The following is a 19,429-nucleotide window of genomic DNA, read 5'->3' on the forward strand; positions in this document are numbered from 1 at the left end:
CATGATTAAACCACTTTATGATTTTATTTACTACACCATGTTTATACTTTTTATATTCTATAGATAAATTTCTACGTCGGCAACCTCTCTCAAACTATTTATCAGAAAAAGGGATACCTTGCCTTGCGCAACTTTTTCCTTTAATTCGTTTAAATAAAAGTTTTTTTCTAGCAATGCGCCATTGTCGATCATCTCTTGTCGCTTACAACCGAGTAAAAAATCTGCTTCATAAACAGGTGTAAAAAGTTGATTATTTTCTTTAATAGCTACATTCCCAATATCAAATTCTAATATTTTACCCTTTTCATCATAAAGTAGTATAAGGTCTGTCTCATGCATGTGCGCTAAGTGGTCTCTTTGCGTTGTTTTGTTGATTACTACTGATCTAGGTATATGATTTTGTAATTGTTGAAATTTTGCTGTAAATGCCTTTTTATCTGATAAATCTGCAACGACATGTTGCATTGTGCCATCTGGATTTAGAATAAGTTTCGTTCTAAAATGTCCTACTGGATGTTTTTCAATGATGGTATTGATCTCATTTTTCCATAAATCACCATCAAACCTGAATCCTAATCGTGCTGCTGACCGTTCCATTCGTGCTTTATGATAAGACAATCTTGGTAATTTACCTGCTTCCATACGCAAAGTTTCAAATAGCTGCATTATAATCTCTCCAGTATTTTTGTTTTATCTTTAAATTCTTGCACTTCATTTTCAGGTATAGAATCAATAGTAATCCCTGAACCCACTCCATAAATTGCTTCATCATTTAAGTATTGTATTGTGCGAATTGGCACATTGAAAATAGATTTACCCTCCGGCAATAATAAGCCGATTGTGCCACAATAAGCATGTCTCGGTGTCTGTTCTAAATCTTTAATATATTGCATCGTATTCAATTTAGGTGCACCGGTAATTGAACCACAAGGGAATAAAGCAGTTAATACATCTATTAAATCTGTCTTGCTACTAAGTTCACTTGTTACCATTGAAGTCATTTGAAAAACGGTGCTATACGTTTCGATATGAAAAGGTTTATAGACCTTTACGGTTCCAGTCTTTGCAATTCGACTCATATCATTACGTAATAAATCTACAATCATCACGTTCTCCGCTCTATCTTTTGCCGATTCTGCCAGTGTCATTTGGTTAAGTTGGTCTTCTGCTTTCGTTTTACCTCGTGCGATGGTCCCTTTCATTGGTTTACTTAATAGTACATCTGCTTTGTTTTTAAAAGGGCCTCGTTGGAAAAATAATTCGGGTGACATAGAGGCAATTTGTATTTCTTCTGTATCTATAAGTGCAGCATAAAAACCATGATTTTGTTGTAATAACGTATAATATAAATCTGCAATGGGTTGTCGTATTTGATCTGTTAAACGTGTTGTGTAGTTTACTTGATATGTATTGCCTTCAATAATCGCCGATTGAATCATTTTAATATGTTCTACCAGTTGAGACGATGGGCGTTTAAATTTAAAATTACATTTCTGTTGCGGTGGTTGTTTGTCATTTTGTTTTTCAGCATTCGTAGCTTGATCAAACGCATAAGCTGCTGCATATATATACGCATCTTCAATTTTCACTGTAGACATTTGAGGATTAAAATACGGTGCCGCTTCATAGGCTATATAAAGCGCAACATAATAACCTGCTTTTTGCTTAGCTTCTGCAAAAGAAATCACTTCCCCAACCGTTTCAATGTTCAGAGCTACTTTTTTATCTGTACACTGTGTGAGTAAATATTGATGCATTTCATAATTTTCTTCATCTAATGTATAACGATAATTAAAGTGTATTTGCATGATACGCCTCCACTATATTTATAAATGTTTGTATTTGTGTTAACCCATGTTCACTTAGGATTGATTCAGGATGATATTGAACGCCATATATAGGTAATACTTTATGTTCTAATCCCATAATAATATTGTCTTCATTGATTGCAGTAATTTCTAATGTATTCGGAAAATTTTGTGCATGAGCTTTTAAAGAATGATAGCGCATAACTTTAAAAGTTTCCGGTAATTGATGAAATAGACCTTTGCCACTATGTCGAATTTGAGTAGTATGCCCATGAATCGGTTTATCACTTTTGATAATATCGCCACCAAAATAAGTCACAATTTGTTGGAAGCCAAGGCAAACACCTAGTATGGGCATTGCTTCAGAGAATGTTTTAATAACCTCATTTAATAATGGATAATCTCTGGGCGCACCTGGCCCCGGAGAAATAATAATTGCTTTAGGTGCTAGCTCATGTATTTTATTTACTGTTAAATACGTAACGTCTATCACTTCGATTAAGCCACGATAACTTTGTTTTACATAGTCTACAATGTTATAAGTAAACGAATCTTTATTATCAATAATTAATATCATGTTGTCGCCTCTTTTTAAAAATGTTTAATAGTCTGTTATACTTATTATCACAAATATTAGCTTGATTTTACAGTTTAAATATATTATTCTGAATCACGTTATAAATGAATATAAAGAGGTTCCTAGCTGATACCCTCTATAAAAAACTAGACACATGTATAACGTCTGTCTTTTTTATAGAGATAGGCGTTTTTTTATGCGCTTATCTATACCCTGTACCAGTTAGTTCGACTATTTTTAAGGAGTGCAAGACAAATGTCAGAACAAACATTAGACAATAACAAAGCCATCGTCGTATTTAGTGGTGGTCAAGATAGTACGACGTGCTTATTTTGGGCAAAAAAACATTTTGAGTCAGTAGAACTTGTCACATTCGCATATGGTCAAAGACATGACACCGAAATTGAAGTCGCAAAGCAAATTGCAGATGAACAAGGTGTGAAGCATCATCTACTTGATATGTCATTACTTTCACAACTTACACCCAATGCATTAACGCAACACGACTTAGACATCGAGGTTGGTGATGATGGTATTCCAAATACCTTTGTACCTGCAAGAAATTTATTATTCCTTTCATTTGCTGGTGCATTAGCTTACCAAACCAATGCCAAACATATTATTACCGGCGTTTGCGAAACTGACTTTTCAGGATATCCAGACTGTAGAGATAGCTTTGTTAAATCAATGAATGTCACATTATCACTTTCTTTGGATAAAGACTTCGTCATTCATACACCTTTAATGTGGTTAGATAAAAAAGCCACATGGGCTTTAAGTGATGATTTAGGCGTTTTAGATTATATCCGTTACAATACGTTAACTTGTTATAACGGCGTCATTGGAGATGGCTGTGGAGAATGTCCAGCTTGTCAATTAAGAGCAAATGGTTTAAATGCTTATCTAGCGGAAAAAGGAGTGGACTAATATGTTCCAACAAAATTATCCAAGCGTACAACATCCCTATAGCTTCGAACTAAATAAAGACTTTAATTTTTCTGCTGCACATTACATACCAAGTGATGATGCAGGAAAATGCATGCGTATACATGGTCACACATACTTTGTAAATTTAACAATTGCTGGTGACACTTTAGATCACAATGGTTTCTTAGTGAATTTTAGTGAATTGAAACAATTGGTTCATGGCCAATTTGATCATTATTTACTTAATGATTTACCTCAATTTGAAGGCAAAAGCCCTTCTACCGAAATCGTTGCCCAAACTATTTATGAAATGGTTCAAACTTCGTTGAATCAACGTGACAACCAACCTAAATGTTTACAGGTCTATGTCAGAGAAACACCTACCAGTTACGTTGTTTATCGACCAAAGGAGACAAAACATGAGTAAAATACCCGTTTTAGAAATATTTGGCCCAACTATTCAAGGTGAAGGACGCGTGATAGGTAGAAAGACCATGTTTGTGCGTACAGCAGGGTGTGATTATCGTTGTAGTTGGTGCGATTCAAGTTTCACTTGGGACGGTAGTGCTAAAGAAGATATTAGAATGATGTCAGCTGAAGAAATATATGACCAACTTTATCATATTGCTGGCGATTCATTTAATCATGTCACTATTTCAGGTGGAAATCCTACTTTAATTAAAGGCATTCAACAATTAGTAGATTTATTTGATGACAAAGGGATTCAAAGTGCTTTAGAAACACAAGGTAGCAAATTCCAACCATGGATGACTCAAATTGATGACTTAACTATTAGCCCCAAACCACCAAGTTCAAAAATGAAACCTAATCTCCCTATTCTAGATGAAGTCATCGAGCAATGTGTGCCGGAATCATTGAACTTGAAAGTTGTAATCTTTGATGACGAAGACTACCAATTCGCTAAGATGATTCATCATCGTTATCCTACTGTGCCTTTCTATTTACAGGTCGGAAATCCCTACTTAGATGGTGAGCATGTAGAAGCTCACACTGAAAAATTATTATCATTATATGAAACATTGGTAGACCGTGTGATGGTGAGTAGTGATATGAATAATGTATATGTATTACCTCAATTACACACACTGCTTTGGAGTAACAAAAAAGGTGTTTAAATTGAGTATTGAATGCGATCCGTTGTATAATGCTCTTTGTCTATATAACGAATCGCTTTTTTTGTGATGCAAATATTATATAGTGGATTATCACTGTAGACATCATTTCATTCATTTATATCAAGTTATTCTTATTCAAACTATATTGGATAATTTTTAATTAAAGACATGAAATTAAATGATTAACTTTAACTTAATTGATATAATGTTTCAATGAAGTATCTAGGTTAGGAGAGCATCATGCTGATTAATATCATTATAAATATCGCTGCGATATGCATCATACTTGGTATTGATTTATATCGTCAGAATTTTAAACAACTAAAGTTTAGCTCTATACTAATAGCAATCTGTCTCAACAGTTTTATTAATATATTTCTAGTTGGAGAATATGATTACATCGTATTTTATACATGTGGTCAACTAATAATTTGGACATTATTACAATTATATCTAGACCGAAAAGTAGCTGCTTTCAAGGTAACAGACCAAAAATTTATCGCAGTTGTACTCACAATCATTTTGAGTACTTCACTCATTCTTACATATAGTACGAGTCATGATTCTTATTACATGTCTATCCCTTATTTAGCGCCAGCTATTTTCCTTATTGGAGCAATTTTACTATTTTATAGTACCTTTCAGCCAAAAGAAAAAGAACAACTTAAACCTATGAATCGGATTAAGCGCCCTATCTTTGTCGGGCAATTATTGATTATACTTTCCTTTACGATAATGACCTTATTAACACCCTATTGGTATGCTTTCATCATAATTCATTTACTATTTATCGGGTTTTTATTATGGCAGAATATATTTTTTTCTAATAAATGATTAAGATATTATATTTTGTGGTATATGATAACAGTTAATTAAGTTTTTATTAAAGGAGGTAAATCATTATGGGCTTTATTCTTATGTTAATTGTCGGTGGTTTAATCGGCTGGATTGCTGGTGGTATCGTCGGTAAAGATATTCCAGGTGGTATTTTAGGTAATATTATTGCTGGTATCGTTGGTTCAGCATTAGGTTCTTGGCTACTTGGAGATTGGGGTTGGCACTTAGGTGGCATCGCTGTGTTCCCAGCACTTATCGGTACAATTATCTTAGTAGCAGTTGTATCATTTATTTTTGGTAAATTACGTAAAAAATAATCGCAATTTTTAAAAGCCAATTTCGAATAATCGAAATTGGCTTTTTTTCTATGTCTTTGTTGACCATTTATCATAATATTATTAGTCCTAATTGCACTTTATATAAATAAAAAAGCGATACAAGCTAGCCACTTATCAAGTGTCCACCTTGTATCGCGTGTGTTGCAAAATCATTATGCACACTAACTTTCAATACGCTTAACAATTAACAGGTAACTCATCTGTTTTTAATTAATTCTTTTTCTGATTTACTTTTTTCAGACATTTCATGTTGTCGATTGTTGCGTTCAATTTCATGGTTAATGTCTTGATTTATATTTTGTTTATTATTATCACACGCATAGTTAAAGTTCGTTGCTTGGACGATGTATTTTGGACGTTGTTTCACTTCATAATAAATACGTCCAATATATTCGCCTACAATACCAATGGATGTCAACTGTATCCCACCGAGTAATAAGATAGCGGCAATCGTAGAGAAATAACCTCGCGTTTCCACACCACGAATCATAATACCGACTGAAATGTATCCTATATAAAGTAAACTAATAAAGAACACGATAAGCCCGAGATATATCATGGCCCGTAATGGTTTATTATTAAAAGAAATTAAGCCATCTATACCGTAATTTAATAATTTACTAAATGACCATTTTGATTCGCCATCTTCACGCTCTACATTTTCATACGTAAACACTTTGGTATTATAACCAATCCACTCATATAATCCTTTTGAAAAACGATTATATTCATCTAATTGTGTGAGTGATATAACAGCACGTTGACTCAGTAATCTAAAGTCTCCAATACCGTCTTCTAGTTTAATATCTTCAACAAAATGATTAATTAATTTATAATAAATTTTAGTCATTACTTTTCTGGATTGTTTTTCACCAATTCTATCACGCTTAGCTATCACTTGATCGTAACCGTCCATATAACCTTCAATCATCTGAGGGATGAGTTCCGGCGGATGTTGTAAATCGGCATCTATCATAATCACACCATCACAGTCTTTACTATGTTGGTAGCCAGCTATCATTGCAGATTCTTTACCAAAGTTTCGGCTAAATGAAATAAATTTTACGTGATGATCTTTTGTAGCCATATCTTGTATATAATTAATTGTTTTGTCTTTACTACCATCATCTACAAATAATATATCGTAGTCATAGTGATGGTACTGACTATCTTTCGATAAAATCTCAGTCAATTTTTCATACGTTTTTAAAATCACTTCACCTTCATTATAACAAGGTACTATAACTCTGATTTGCATACCTAAACACCTTCATTTCAATTACTTCAATTTTACTTTATCAATTCCCACCTACATCATGCTATCTAAATCAATTAAATTTACACAATCTTTATATAGCCTTAATGTTCAATGGTAAAACTTAATGTATATGCTTAGTTTCTGCCTTTGCTTAAATTAACACGTTCATGTCAATTTAATGTTCATAAACTCAGTAAAAACGATTTTTACTCAACCAATCATATTGACTGAAATTTAAAATGATTAAAGATATAAATTGTTACATTAAGTCTATCAACTATTGGAACTATTTGAAAACAATAACCATTGCAACAATAAATAAAGGGAGTGGGACAGAAATCAAATTTTTTAATAGAGATTTCGTAGTCCCACCCCGGCAAGGATGACTAGGATTGAAAAAAGCTTGATATAAGCGTATTTTCAATTCAGTCATCTACTGCCTAAACGAAAAAGAGTCTGAGACAACTATTTATGTCCCAGACTCATCTTTCGTTTATTTTAATGTACCGATGCGTACTTCATCTGGATCTTTACCTTGTCTTTCATCACGATTCATTGCATCAATTTCTGCGATATCTGTGAGCTCAAGATTAAAATCGAAGATATCATAATTTTCTTTAATACGTTCAGGTGTCTTTGATTTTGGAATAATAAGTCGGTTATGTGCAAGATGCCAACGTAACACAATTTGAGCCGGTGTCTTCTCATAGCGTTCTGCTAGTTTTAAAATGACTTCATGTTCAAGTAAACCTCGATTTCTCATCAACGGCATCCACGCTGTAACAGCAATATCTTTACTATCACAGTATGCTTGCAGTTCTTGTTGATTAAAGTAAGGATGTACTTCAATTTGATTCACAGCTGGCACGATATCTGTTTCACTCATTAATTTCTCTAAATGGTGTTGTTTAAAGTTACATACACCAATCGCACGTATTCTACCCGCTTCATATAATGCCTCCATAGCTTTATAACTTTCTATAAATAAGTCATCTGCTTCACATGGCCAATGTATTAAAAATAAATCTAGGTAATCAGTACCTAAATTTTCAATAGATTTAGTAAAAAATTCAATTGTACGGTCATAACCCTGATAATCATTCCATAATTTTGATGTAATAAATAAATCTTCACGCGGAATGTCAGCTTTTTTTAATGCATTGCCTAAGGCTATTTCATTTTTATAAAAATAGGCAGTATCAAATGCACGATAACCAGCATCTAGTGCTGTTGCTACTGAAACATTCATTTCGTCATCAGTAATTTTATAGACACCTAATCCAACTTTCGGCATAGGATAACCGTTGTTTAAATAATATACGTCTTCTAACATAATTCAAACCCCTTTTCATTTATGCTTCTAAATCCTGCACATATTACCAATACTGTTACTAAAATACACTATATCATCTTTTCATATATGTAAAAATCAAAAAACCCCAACAAAGCATTGATGCTTTGTCAGGATTTCGTATAACTATTCCATCTGAAACTGGAATTAGATTAATCGTTTTCTTCTTCTTCTTCAAGTTCTTCTAAAGTTGGTCTTGTTTTATTATGTTCTAATTCTAAAATAACTGTGATAATTTGATGATTATCAATTTCTGAAATAACCCATCTATCGTATTCAGTATCCACATAATCATTTTGCTGTAAATTGGTATTATGTGCTTGTAACCAACCGCCAATGGTATCTATATCTTCTGAATCCTCAAATTCAATGCCAAGTTGATCGTTTAAATCATCTAATAACACACGACCATTAATTTGGTATCTATTTTCCGTTACTTTAACAATATCATTGACTTCATCATCGTCAAACTCATCACGGATTTCACCAACAATTTCTTCTAATATATCTTCCATTGTCAAGATACCAGCAGTACCGCCATATTCATCAATTATCAAACTAATATGAACATGTTCACGCTGCATACGTACCAGTGCATCACTAATACGTGTTGTTTCTGAAATCATAGGTAAATCATGAATGTAGTTACTTACTTTAATTTGTTTACCAGAAGCATATTCTGTTAAAAATTCTTTAACATTAATAAAGCCTTTCACATGGTCTTTATCTCCATCTGCTGTGATTGGATAACGTGTGAATTGATGTTCTTTAATCGTTTCTAACAATTCGTCTACATTAAATGGCTCATTCATTGTAATCATTTGTGTACGGGGAACCATGATATCTTTAGACTGTCTTTCATCGAATGAAAAGATATTTTGCATATAAGCTAATTCTGTTTGATTGATTTCTCCACCGTTATAGCTATTATTAATTATGATTTTTATTTCTTCTTCTGACATTGCATCGTTATTCGCATCTGGGTCAACGCCGAACATACGAATAATCATCCTTGCTGAACCATTCATTAACCAAATTAATGGTTTCATAACGACACCAAAATAATAAAGTGGTCTTGAATATAACAATGCTAATTTTTCAGTATGTTGAATCGCTAATGTCTTCGGTGCCAACTCACCCAATACTACGTGCAAGTATGTCACGATAATAAAGGATACGATAAATGAAATTGTAGTAGTTAAAGCATCTGGTAAATGAATCAGTTCAAATAATGGATGCAATAATTTGTCGAAAGTTGGTTCACCTAACCAACCTAAACCTAATGACGTTACTGTTATACCGAGTTGACATGCCGATAAGTAATAGTCTAGATTTTTTATCATTTTTTTAACTACGCGTGCGCTACCATTACCTTCCGCAGCGAGTTGATCGATTCTTGTACTACGCACTTTTACTAAAGCAAATTCCGATCCTACGAATACCGTTGTTAATGCTATTAAAAGAAAAAATATTACTAAATTCATTATGGTCACTGTTTCCAATTAGTTCCCTATTTCTAGGGATTCACCTCCATATTTCGTGTCACAAAAGGTGACCGAACATAAGTATTTTTTTTATTATGCATGACTATGTTGAATACTAAATCCTCCCCATTGCGACACCTCCCTAAAAATACGCATTTCTTTTATTTTATCATAATGGATACAGTTCTTGTTATTTACATGCTTAAAAATCAATATTCTAACATAACATTTAAACCTAAATGACAACTTAAGTCAACTTTTGTAATTAATCCATTCTTAAAATCAATTTTCAAAAAGATTTATTATTACATTAAAGTACTGATTTAAACTTGTGAATCTTACCAGATTTAATCGTTGCTAGCACGTCGATATCGTCATTGACTATGACAATATCTGCATCTTTCCCAACTTCCAAACTGCCTGTTTGTGTATCAATATTTAAAGCTATCGCTTGGTTTAGACTCGTTACACGCCATAAATGATCTAATGTATCACCTGTAAAGTTGATTAAGTTTTTCAAGCCGGTATTCATTTTCAATATACTTCCCGCTAATGCGCCAGAAGCTAAACGCGCCTCGGACCCTTTAACAATTACATTTTGCCCACCTAAATCATATTCTCCATCAAGCATGCCTTTAGCTCTCATAGCATCTGTGATTAAAAAGAAGCGCGCATTCCCTTTTTGTTTATAGGCAATTTTAACGGCTGCAGGATGTGAGTGAATACCATCAACAATCAATTCCGTACTTAATTGATCATTCAACCAAGCAGCACCAAAGACCCCTGGCTCTCGGTGTTCAAATGATGTTCCAGCATTATAAAGATGTGTAACATGTTTGGCACCATGTGCAACAGCATCATTTACCTCATCAAAAGTAGCGACTGTATGTCCAATTGAAAATTGAATCTCTTTATGTAATGCCTCTAGTGTTTCATGCGCACCTTCAACTTCTGGTGCAAAGGTAATTACTTTTATTTGATTATTAGCTGTGGTTTGAAATTGTTCAACTTTTGCGACAGTAGGTCTTTGAACATAAGCTGGATTTTGTGCGCCTACTTTATGTTCAGATATAAACGGTCCTTCTAAATGTACACCGACAATAGTTGCTGCATTGTATTGATCTTGCGCTTTTTGGTAATTCACTATATTTTCTAATGCTTTCGTGATGTTTTCATCAGATTGCGTCATTGTCGTCGCTAGATAACTCGTAGTTCCTTCTGACAATAGTGATTCAGATAAATGTTTCAACCCATCATAAGAAGCATCCATAGCATCTTCCCCATATCCACCATGCATATGAATATCTATAAATCCAGGTATAATATGTTGTCCTTGCGCATCAATTGTTGTTAAATCTCCGTGATAGTCTCCCGATTTAATTTCAGTTATTTTCTCATTGTTAATAACGAGGTAGCCTCGCTCTATTGTCTCTGTCTCAGTATAAATCCGTCCATTTTCAATAACATATTCGCTCATTTTTTCAACCTTCTTTAAGTTTATTTACTCTATGCATCTTTATTGCAGTCTTTATTCACATTTTACCAAATCAAGTGTCAATATTATATTCAAAAGTTTTTAATCCTAAAATTCATAAAACAAAAAAAGCCAGAAATCGCACTCATGACATGAGACGTTTCTGACTTTTTTAATCTAAGCTATTACGATAAATCTACTTTACTCATTCATAGCTTCTGAAGATTGTATTTCATCTTGCGTTAATTTTGGTTTTAATAAACCATAAATGATTGCTGCCACGATAGTGCCAACAATTATTGCGATAAGTGATTGCAACACATGACTAAAGTCCGTACCTAAGATGACGATAATCCCACCATGTGGTGCTTGAATTGAAGAGCCTAGTCCTAATGCAATGGCACCGGCTACACCTGAGCCAACCATCATTGATGGGATAACTCTAAGTGGGTCAGCGGCTGCAAACGGAATGGCACCCTCTGTAATAAAGGACAAGCCCATAACATAGTTTGGTACAATAGAACCTTTTTGTTCTTTGGTGAATTTTTTACGGAAGATTAACATCGCTGTTGCAATAGCAAGTGGTGGCACCATACCACCAATCATTGCTGCCGTGATAGGTGCTGCATTTCCTTCTGTTAATGCAGCTACTGAGAACACATAGGCCGCTTTATTAAACGGTCCTCCCATATCAATTGCCATCATTGCACCGACGACTAATCCGAGTAACATAATATTCGTGCCAGATAAACTTTGTAAACCATTCAATAATGTATTATTCAACCAAGAAGCAGGCGGATTAATCACATAAATCATAAGCAAACCAGTAATAGACACAGACAATACTGGGAATATTAACGTTGGCTTCAATCCTTCTAATGATTGTGGCATACCACTTGTTAATTTCTTAATACCTAATGTTAAGTAACCTGCTAAGAAACCTGCAATGATACCACCGATAAATCCAGAATCTCCTGTACTAGCAAGCAAACCACCTACAAGTCCTGCTGCAAAACCTGGTTTATCCGCAATACTACGTGCAATGTAACCAGCAAGAATAGGAATAATAAACATGAATGCGCTCTTGTTACCTATATTCCACAATTGCTCAGCAAAGGCATTGTATTCAGAACTCTTTGGATCAAATGAATTTGCGCCAAATAAGAAAGCAATCGCCATTAAGATACCACCAGCAATAACAAGTGGTAACATATTAGAAACACCATTCATCAAGTGTTTATATATTGTCTTACCTACACCTTGTTTTTCATTACTTGCAGCGCCTTTATTTACCGTATTACCACCTTTAGCTACAAATGGTTTACGCGAAGTATCTTGCGCTAAATGAATTAATTCTTCTGGACGTTTAATCCCATCTGCTACAGGTACTTCCACGACATTTTTACCATCAAAACGATCTGTTTCTACATGTACATCCGCTGCTACGATGACACCTGTTGCGTTTTGGATATCCTCGTCAGTCAGGTGATTCTTAATACCACCTGAGCCATTTGTTTCTACTTTTATTTTAACGTTCATTTTTTCAGCTTGTTTTTTCAAAGCATCACGTGCCATATACGTATGTGCGATACCGGTTGGACACGCTGTTACAGCTAAAATGTATGGCTCGTTTGAATCCGTAGTTGAAGCAGGCGTGCCTTGTGCTTCTGCGGCTTCTTCTTCCGTTGCTTCATCATCAGCTTTATCGATAATGTTAAGGACTTCTTCTGGTGACTCCGCATGTAATAATGATGCTCTGACATTTTCATCCATCAGAATTCCAGATAATTTAGCTAAAGCATCTAAATGTGTTTGAGCACCGCCTTCAGGTGCTGCAATCATAAAGAATAAATGTGCTGGTTGCATATCTAAACTTTGATAATCCACACCTGTTTTAGACTTACCAAATGCGATTGCAGGTGTATTAACTGCAGCTACTTTAGCATGTGGAATCGCTATACCTTCACCAATACCTGTTGTACTTTGGGATTCACGATTATGAATCGCTTCTTTAAAACTTGTTAAATCATTCAATTTACCTGCCTGATTCAGCTGATTGACTAATTCATCGATAACACCATTTTTGTCTGAAGCTGATAAATCCATAGCAATTGTATCTTTTGTTAATAACTCAGTAATTCTCATATTACTCCCTCCCACCTAATGTCGTAATAACGACTTGCTTTTTAATATCTTCAATCGCAGTTGCTGTAGCCAAATCCTCGTTAAATGCTGTAGCGGTTCCAGCAGACACTGCTTGTTTAAATGCTTCTTTAATTGGCAATCCAGCCTCAAGACCGGCAACCATACCAGCAACCGTACTATCTCCTGATCCTACTGTATTAACTACGTGACCGTTAGGCACAATGGCTTTAAAGCTCTGTTGTGCATCGACATAAACTGCGCCTTCACCGCCTAACGAGATAATGACCGATTGCGCACCCCTTGTTAATATTTCAGTCGCATACTTGATTACATCTTGATCAGTCTCAATCGTAGTATTAAACATCACTTCTAACTCGTCTTTATTCGGTTTAATAAATAAAGGATGATACCCCAATACCGATTCAACTAAATCTTTTTCTGCATCAACCACTAGTTTGGCTCCCGTTGCATTAGTGATTTGAGCAATTTGTTCATATGCATCATTCGGTACACTTTTCGGAATGCTCCCAGCAACTATAACCGTATCCTCTTTTGTGGTTTTTTTAATTTGTGTTAACAATGTTTCGAACTGTTCATCTGTTATTTGCGGTCCAGGTGCATTAATTTCTGTTTCTTTCCCAGTTTTTAATTTAACATTAATTCTTGTATCTTCATTAACTTGTACAAAGTTCGTAACTATATCTGATTTAGCTAATGTTTCTGCGATAAATTGACCAGGAAAACCACCCGCAAATCCAAGTGCCGTTGATGATACATCAAGTGTTTTAAGCACTCTTGATACATTAATGCCTTTACCGCCTGCAAATTTATATGTTTCCGTGGCGCGATTTAATCCATTAAGTTCAAAATCATTTGCGAACATAATGTAGTCAATAGAAGGGTTAAAAGTTACCGTATAAATCATAATGTGCCTCCAATAAAATTATATTGACCAGCAAACAGATGAAATTGTTTAAGTGATTGTGCCTTTTTGGAAGTAATGATTGAAATCCCTTCTTCTAAAGGTACATGTGCAAAATAAACTTTTTCGTATTTATCGTGGTCTATCAATACATAAACTTGTGTGCCTAATTGCATGGCATGATGCTTTATAATTGCTTCTTGTTCATCTGGTGTCGTCAAACCATATTTCAAATCAATACCATTCATTCCTAAAAACACTTTATCAAATCGATAACGACGCAATGTTTCTAAAGCGCTCGCACCAACGGTTGCAAATGTGGTAGATTTGACTTCCCCACCTATAATCAGTGTTCTGATGCCATGTTTTAATAGTTCTTCAACATGTGTTAGGCCGTTTGTAACAACAATAATGTCACTCGCTTTGATATAAGGAATCATTTCCAATGTTGTTGAACCGGCATCTAAAAACACACAATCTCGATTTTCAATTTGACTTGCTGCCAGCCTACCAATTTCTTGTTTCTCCCTTAAATTGGTACTTCTTTTATCCGCCAAGTTAGGTTCTAATGCAGATGATTGATTTAGCGTTGCACCTCCATGTACTCTTTTGAGTTTCCCGAATTTCTGCAATTTTGATAAATCACGCCGAATTGTTGAAGCACTATAACCTGTGCGTTCAATTAATTCTTGTAACGTTAAAAAATCTTGTTTTGACAATTCAGTCAAAATTAGTTCATGGCGTTTTTCCGTTATCATCGCTTCACCTCATCTCAATGTCATTATAATGTTTACGCTTTCTTTTTTCAATCATTTTTCGTCAAAAACAATCAAAAACAGTCATATACAACCTTAAAAGTTCTATTAATTGTCATTTTTAGTTATTTGTAAATAAAGCGCTACGTTAAATTTTATCATCACAAACTTAATCTTTTATCGTTTGTATAATATGAACAAACACGTTATTTATTCATCTAAAATCTAATACTCGTTTGTAGTTCATCATGTGGTTGCAAATTGAGTTATCTTAAATACTTATATACAAAAAAATGACAGACAGCAATCTATATAATCAGATTCCTGTCTGCCGCTTTGTTATTACATGCTTTTATTTATGTATGACTTCGACAATCTTTGCCTTCGTCACATTAATTAAGTCTCTAACATCTATTTTAATCTGTGTGCCCCGTTCACCACCACTTACATAAAGGGTATCGATGTCCATTGCTTGTTGATCTATTATCGTTGGAAATGCGCGTTTCATACCAATAGGTGAGCAACCACCCCTGATATATCCAGTAATTTTTTTAAAATCATCAAGTGGCATTAAATGCAGTTTCTTCTCTCCCACCGCGTGCGCTGCCGCTTTCATATCTAAAGATTCGCGAACTGGAATAACAAACACAAAATGAGCGTGATTTGTATTCTCAAGTACAAGAGTTTTATATACAAGACCGGGATCCACGCCTACCTTTTCAGCTACACTTTCACCATCCATATGTATTTCTGAAACTTCATAAGTATTAACTTCATACGGTATTTTACTTCGGTCAAGCATTCTCATTGCATTGGTTTTCTTTTGCTTCATTATCAATCACTCCATATGACTTTTAAAAAGACGTCATTACATTAAACTTTTTAGCTAATACTTTTTTAAATTCATCGTCATTTAATTTAGCTTCAGTTTTTTTATAAACTCAACTAACTCATCATGCATTGATTCATCTTTTAAAGCGTACTCTATCGTCGTTTTTACAAAACCTAATTTTTCACCAACATCATAACGGTCACCCTCAAAATCATATGCATAGACTTGATCTGCTCTGTTCAAGCGTTCTATGGCATCAGTGAGTTGAATTTCTCCGCCTGCACCCTCGCCTTGCGTAGCTAAGTAATCAAAAATATCAGGCGTTAGAACATAACGCCCCATAATAGCTAAATTAGAAGGCGCAGTGCCTTGTTTTGGTTTTTCTACAAATTCATTCACTTCATATTTTCTACCAAACTTTTGTAGTGGATCAATAATACCATAACGATGTGTTTGTGCTTCATCCACCTCTTGAACACCGATGACAGATTTCCCCGTTTCTTCATAAGCTTCAATCAGTTGCTTAATAGCTGGATTATCTGATTCAACGATGTCATCACCTAATAAGACAGCAAATGGTTCATCACCAATAAATTGTCTTGCCGAATATATTGCATGACCTAGTCCTTTTTGTTCTTTTTGTCGAACATAAAAAATGTTTGCAAGTTCTGTAGAATATTTAACTTTTTCTAATAAATCTGTTTTACCTTTTTCCTGAAGAATCATTTCTAATTCCTTTTGATTATCAAAATGATCTTCAATAGCACGTTTGTGTTTACCTGTCACTATAATAATATCTTCGATGCCTGCTCGTGCCGCTTCTTCTACTATGTATTGAATCGTAGGTTTATCTAAAATAGGCAACATCTCTTTGGGCATCGCTTTCGTAGCTGGTAAAAAACGTGTACCCAATCCAGCAGCTGGTATGATTGCTTTCTTTATTTTTCTCAAAACGCTCATCCTTTTCCTATTAATATTTATGACTACTACAGAAAATAAACTATTCAATTTATTTTTTATTCATTACTATCATCATAACATTGATATGAGTGTCTTTATACTGATTTCCCTAATATAGAAGGAAGTGAGACAGAAAACAAATTTTTTAATTGAGAATTCGTAGTCCTACTTATGTAAACAAGACAAGGGTGACTAGGGTAATGGTTTACTTGAGCTAAAGCACATGCATAAGAACTACTAATTTTCATAAATTAAATAAGTAGTTCTTTAAAGAAGTAGGACTTTACATTTTCAATTCAGTCATCTACTGCCTAAATGAAAAAAGCCTGAGACATCTATATTTGTCCCAGACTTCTATATCTAATTTAATGAAGGTTGCTGTATAACATCCCCGGATTTACTAACAACAACTTTATAATCTCTTTGTGTTTTATATTCATGAAAAGTATAGTACATGCCGTCCTTAGATTCTTTAACCTTTTTCAAAACGACATTTTCTCCTAGCTTATCTACAGCATGCTTTTGTGCAATCACTTCAGATTCTTGAGGAGAGATACTCCAATGTAACGGTGATTGATTGTCATTCACTACATACGATTTATCAAATATACTCGCTTGATTGTCTTCACTTACAGTTACTCTGTAATACGTATTTGGTTTTGCTTCATTTTTAAATGTAAAAATATAATAATATACACCTTGGCAAGTGCTATCGATACCATAATCGTTATATGGATTAGATTTATGATTGTCATGATTCACAAGCGTCTGTGCTTTATTTAGTGCTTTAGAAAATTGCGGTAAGTTCGCTTGTCCCGTTTCGTTCTCTTTTAAATCGTGCGTCGTTAATTTGGCAATAGGTTGGTAGTTTGTTGCATTATATGGCGCTTCATTTTTTTCTTCTTTCATCGCTGCCTTAATTGAATTCTTATCTTTTTGTTTTGCTTTGTCCTTAGCTACAGCATTTTGTTCTCCAACTGAAATACTAGAAATCGTTTCATGTACTTTTGCAAACGCTTGTTGGTTTGTAGCTATAAAAAGAAGAAAACCTAAACAGCAAGCAAGAAGGAACGCCATAATCGTTAACATTAAATTTTTCAAGTTCATCCCCTTACTTACATTTATTACATTTCTTATCATGTTAGCACAGATTATTCTATAAACACTTAAATAGAACACAATTTAAAACAAATGTAATCTTTGTTACATGAATATTACGTAAGTCTAGCTTATTTAATACAAGTGTCATATTCGTTTTCAGTTTTTAGTATTAGCCTTATGACATAAACACTTAAATGATTTATTTCTGAAAACAGTCATTCACTATCCCCTTTTTACATAAATAAACCCTTCACAGTTTCCACTTTTTAACGTCAACTCTGAAGGGTACATCTGCATATTCAACTTGTTCTTGTTTAAAATTTAAATATTACTGAAGCGTGATCTAATCATTTTTTCTATAAATATAACGAACATACCTAATACCATTACTAATACTGACATATATAAGGGAAATTCGAAATTGATATCATATAATGTGCCTGCTACAAGAGGCCCGATAAAGTTGCCCATACTGGTAAATGTAGAATTCAGCCCACCTGCGAAACCTTGTCGATTTCCAGCAATATTAGAAAAATAGTTTGTAATCGCTGGTCGGATCATATCGAATCCGATAAACACGATGAAACTAATAATCATAATTGACCAATAGCTATGAACAAATGTCAGTGCCAATAAAATGATAGCAGAATAAAGTAATGCATAAGTGATAAATGTTAACTCTTTGAAATGTTTCATGAATTTATCAAAGAAAAACACTTGGAATATTGCGCCGGCTATCCCACCACCAGTAATCGCGAATGAAATATCTAATGGTGAATAGTGTGCTTTATCTGCTGTGTATAATGGGAATAGCGTTTCAAAAGCAGATAGGCCAAACGCGAGTACAAGCGTCAAGATAATCGGTGTCAGAAATACTTTCCAATTAATTTTTGATAGTAATTCTGGTTGATATTGAGTGAAACCATCTTGCGTACTGTTCTTTGGATTTTTGATTAATGCAATCGATAAGATTAATGCCACACATCCACTAAAACCAGCCACATAAAACGGTAATCTATGTGAAAATTCTGCTAGAAATCCACCCATCCCTGGTCCTAAAATGAATCCCGAATTAATAATTGCTGACATATAGCCGAAATTTTTCGCTTTATCTCTACCTACAGAAATATCAGCAATCATTCCTGTTACCCCCGGCATAACCATACCAGCACTAAATCCACCTAGTATTCTAGAAACGATTAAAAGTGAGAACGTATGACTTGCAGCGAATAAGAATTCTGAAATAGCAAAAAGACCCAAACCTATACAAATAATCAGTTTTTTACCTAATTTATCTGCCAGCGTACCACCAAATGGTGAAATGATCATTTGTGCTAAAGCAAAGACAGCAACGAGTATACCTAAGTCACTACCTTTTAAGCCTAAGTCTTTCAAATAAACCGGTAATACCGGAACAACTAAACCAATACCTAAAAAGACAAGAAAAATATTAAAATATAATATAATAAATTGCTTATTCACGTTTCTCACTCCATTCTTTTTTAATATATAAATTGCTGGCTA

At 34.2% G+C, this 19,429-nt stretch carries 19 protein-coding genes; 5 read left to right on the forward strand and 14 right to left on the reverse strand.

The window, feature by feature from the left end; genetic code table 11:
- Nucleotides 1–57 precede the first annotated feature (57 nt).
- From KA893_RS04195 to KA893_RS04205, 3 genes are read right to left on the reverse strand one after another with little or no spacing between them, the layout of a single operon-like run.
- Nucleotides 58–666, reverse strand: a complete 609-nt coding sequence (locus KA893_RS04195) for an aminotransferase class IV (RefSeq protein WP_041079720.1) — start codon at nucleotides 664–666, stop codon at nucleotides 58–60.
- Entirely contained in the window at nucleotides 666–1,808 is a 1,143-nt protein-coding gene (gene pabB / locus KA893_RS04200) for an aminodeoxychorismate synthase component I (RefSeq protein ID WP_041079721.1), read from the reverse strand. The genes KA893_RS04195 and pabB overlap by 1 nt, the downstream gene beginning before the upstream one ends.
- Complete coding sequence (locus KA893_RS04205; RefSeq protein ID WP_041079722.1) at nucleotides 1,792–2,385, reverse strand: anthranilate synthase component II; 594 nt, start codon at nucleotides 2,383–2,385, stop codon at nucleotides 1,792–1,794. Before KA893_RS04205 ends, pabB begins: the two co-directional genes overlap by 17 nt.
- A gap of 255 nt (nucleotides 2,386–2,640) precedes the next feature.
- Here KA893_RS04205 and queC point away from each other — a divergent pair, with 255 nt between their 5' ends.
- The 5 genes from queC (at nucleotide 2,641) to KA893_RS04230 (ending at nucleotide 5,602) form a co-directional block, all read left to right on the forward strand.
- Nucleotides 2,641–3,312: a 7-cyano-7-deazaguanine synthase QueC gene (gene queC, locus KA893_RS04210; RefSeq protein WP_129320768.1), complete on the forward strand. Its 672-nt coding sequence runs from the start codon at nucleotides 2,641–2,643 to the stop codon at nucleotides 3,310–3,312.
- A gap of 1 nt (nucleotide 3,313) precedes the next feature.
- On the forward strand, nucleotides 3,314–3,739 hold the full coding sequence (queD, locus tag KA893_RS04215) for a 6-carboxytetrahydropterin synthase QueD (protein WP_037538975.1): 426 nt from the start codon (nucleotides 3,314–3,316) through the stop codon (nucleotides 3,737–3,739).
- Nucleotides 3,732–4,448, forward strand: coding sequence for a 7-carboxy-7-deazaguanine synthase QueE (queE, locus tag KA893_RS04220; protein WP_041079723.1), 717 nt, complete (start codon nucleotides 3,732–3,734; stop codon nucleotides 4,446–4,448). The genes queD and queE overlap by 8 nt, the downstream gene beginning before the upstream one ends.
- A 240-nt stretch (nucleotides 4,449–4,688) precedes the next feature.
- Nucleotides 4,689–5,282, forward strand: coding sequence for a hypothetical protein (locus KA893_RS04225; RefSeq protein WP_002483953.1), 594 nt, complete (start codon nucleotides 4,689–4,691; stop codon nucleotides 5,280–5,282).
- Between the two features lie 68 nt (nucleotides 5,283–5,350).
- Complete coding sequence (locus tag KA893_RS04230) at nucleotides 5,351–5,602, forward strand: GlsB/YeaQ/YmgE family stress response membrane protein (RefSeq protein WP_002483954.1); 252 nt, start codon at nucleotides 5,351–5,353, stop codon at nucleotides 5,600–5,602.
- A 217-nt stretch (nucleotides 5,603–5,819) separates the two neighbouring features.
- Here the strand turns inward: KA893_RS04230 and KA893_RS04235 are convergent, their stop codons facing one another.
- From KA893_RS04235 to norA, 11 genes are all read right to left on the reverse strand, one after another.
- A complete protein-coding gene (locus KA893_RS04235) occupies nucleotides 5,820–6,881 on the reverse strand; it encodes a glycosyltransferase family 2 protein (protein WP_210125597.1) in 1,062 nt (353 codons plus the stop codon).
- Between the two features lie 493 nt (nucleotides 6,882–7,374).
- Complete coding sequence (locus KA893_RS04240) at nucleotides 7,375–8,214, reverse strand: aldo/keto reductase (protein WP_002483956.1); 840 nt, start codon at nucleotides 8,212–8,214, stop codon at nucleotides 7,375–7,377.
- A 170-nt stretch (nucleotides 8,215–8,384) separates the two neighbouring features.
- On the reverse strand, nucleotides 8,385–9,734 hold the full coding sequence (locus KA893_RS04245) for a hemolysin family protein (RefSeq protein WP_011303668.1): 1,350 nt from the start codon (nucleotides 9,732–9,734) through the stop codon (nucleotides 8,385–8,387).
- Between the two features lie 292 nt (nucleotides 9,735–10,026).
- Nucleotides 10,027–11,193 carry an N-acetylglucosamine-6-phosphate deacetylase gene (gene nagA / locus KA893_RS04250; protein ID WP_002483958.1) on the reverse strand — a complete coding sequence of 389 codons (1,167 nt, stop codon included), beginning with the start codon at nucleotides 11,191–11,193 and terminating at the stop codon, nucleotides 10,027–10,029.
- Between the two features lie 198 nt (nucleotides 11,194–11,391).
- Nucleotides 11,392–13,335 (reverse strand): PTS fructose transporter subunit IIABC, encoded by a 1,944-nt coding sequence (locus KA893_RS04255; protein WP_194440776.1) that lies wholly within the window; start codon nucleotides 13,333–13,335, stop codon nucleotides 11,392–11,394.
- Between the two features lies 1 nt (nucleotide 13,336).
- Nucleotides 13,337–14,260 (reverse strand): 1-phosphofructokinase, encoded by a 924-nt coding sequence (pfkB, locus tag KA893_RS04260; RefSeq protein WP_041079727.1) that lies wholly within the window; start codon nucleotides 14,258–14,260, stop codon nucleotides 13,337–13,339.
- Nucleotides 14,257–15,015: a DeoR/GlpR family DNA-binding transcription regulator gene (locus KA893_RS04265; RefSeq protein ID WP_002483961.1), complete on the reverse strand. Its 759-nt coding sequence runs from the start codon at nucleotides 15,013–15,015 to the stop codon at nucleotides 14,257–14,259. The genes pfkB and KA893_RS04265 overlap by 4 nt, the downstream gene beginning before the upstream one ends.
- A gap of 349 nt (nucleotides 15,016–15,364) precedes the next feature.
- A complete protein-coding gene (gene ybaK, locus KA893_RS04270; protein ID WP_194375963.1) occupies nucleotides 15,365–15,844 on the reverse strand; it encodes a Cys-tRNA(Pro) deacylase in 480 nt (159 codons plus the stop codon).
- 81 nt (nucleotides 15,845–15,925) lie between these two features.
- Nucleotides 15,926–16,795, reverse strand: coding sequence for a UTP--glucose-1-phosphate uridylyltransferase GalU (gene galU, locus KA893_RS04275; protein ID WP_011303674.1), 870 nt, complete (start codon nucleotides 16,793–16,795; stop codon nucleotides 15,926–15,928).
- Nucleotides 16,796–17,164: 369 nt separating this feature from the next.
- Complete coding sequence (locus KA893_RS04280; RefSeq protein WP_210125599.1) at nucleotides 17,165–17,905, reverse strand: hypothetical protein; 741 nt, start codon at nucleotides 17,903–17,905, stop codon at nucleotides 17,165–17,167.
- Between the two features lie 321 nt (nucleotides 17,906–18,226).
- Nucleotides 18,227–19,387: a multidrug efflux MFS transporter NorA gene (gene norA / locus KA893_RS04285; protein ID WP_011303676.1), complete on the reverse strand. Its 1,161-nt coding sequence runs from the start codon at nucleotides 19,385–19,387 to the stop codon at nucleotides 18,227–18,229.
- Nucleotides 19,388–19,429 lie beyond the last annotated feature (42 nt).

Source organism: Staphylococcus sp. GDY8P126P, assembly GCF_017891965.1.
Taxonomy (GTDB): Bacteria; Bacillota; Bacilli; order Staphylococcales; family Staphylococcaceae; genus Staphylococcus; species Staphylococcus saprophyticus.

Bases quoted from the DNA above. Each gene is read 5' to 3' on its own strand.
- KA893_RS04205 (WP_041079722.1), bottom strand. From the start codon at position 2,385: ATGATATTAATTATTGATAATAAAGATTCGTTTACTTATAACATTGTA.
- queD (WP_037538975.1), top strand. From the start codon at position 3,314: ATGTTCCAACAAAATTATCCAAGCGTACAACATCCCTATAGCTTCGAA.
- KA893_RS04240 (WP_002483956.1), bottom strand. From the start codon at position 8,214: ATGTTAGAAGACGTATATTATTTAAACAACGGTTATCCTATGCCGAAA.
- queE (WP_041079723.1), top strand. From the start codon at position 3,732: ATGAGTAAAATACCCGTTTTAGAAATATTTGGCCCAACTATTCAAGGT.
- KA893_RS04255 (WP_194440776.1), bottom strand. From the start codon at position 13,335: ATGAGAATTACTGAGTTATTAACAAAAGATACAATTGCTATGGATTTA.
- queC (WP_129320768.1), top strand. From the start codon at position 2,641: ATGTCAGAACAAACATTAGACAATAACAAAGCCATCGTCGTATTTAGT.
- ybaK (WP_194375963.1), bottom strand. From the start codon at position 15,844: ATGAAGCAAAAGAAAACCAATGCAATGAGAATGCTTGACCGAAGTAAA.
- KA893_RS04235 (WP_210125597.1), bottom strand. From the start codon at position 6,881: ATGCAAATCAGAGTTATAGTACCTTGTTATAATGAAGGTGAAGTGATT.
- pabB (WP_041079721.1), bottom strand. From the start codon at position 1,808: ATGCAAATACACTTTAATTATCGTTATACATTAGATGAAGAAAATTAT.
- nagA (WP_002483958.1), bottom strand. From the start codon at position 11,193: ATGAGCGAATATGTTATTGAAAATGGACGGATTTATACTGAGACAGAG.
- KA893_RS04225 (WP_002483953.1), top strand. From the start codon at position 4,689: ATGCTGATTAATATCATTATAAATATCGCTGCGATATGCATCATACTT.
- KA893_RS04265 (WP_002483961.1), bottom strand. From the start codon at position 15,015: ATGATAACGGAAAAACGCCATGAACTAATTTTGACTGAATTGTCAAAA.
- pfkB (WP_041079727.1), bottom strand. From the start codon at position 14,260: ATGATTTATACGGTAACTTTTAACCCTTCTATTGACTACATTATGTTC.
- KA893_RS04230 (WP_002483954.1), top strand. From the start codon at position 5,351: ATGGGCTTTATTCTTATGTTAATTGTCGGTGGTTTAATCGGCTGGATT.
- KA893_RS04195 (WP_041079720.1), bottom strand. From the start codon at position 666: ATGCAGCTATTTGAAACTTTGCGTATGGAAGCAGGTAAATTACCAAGA.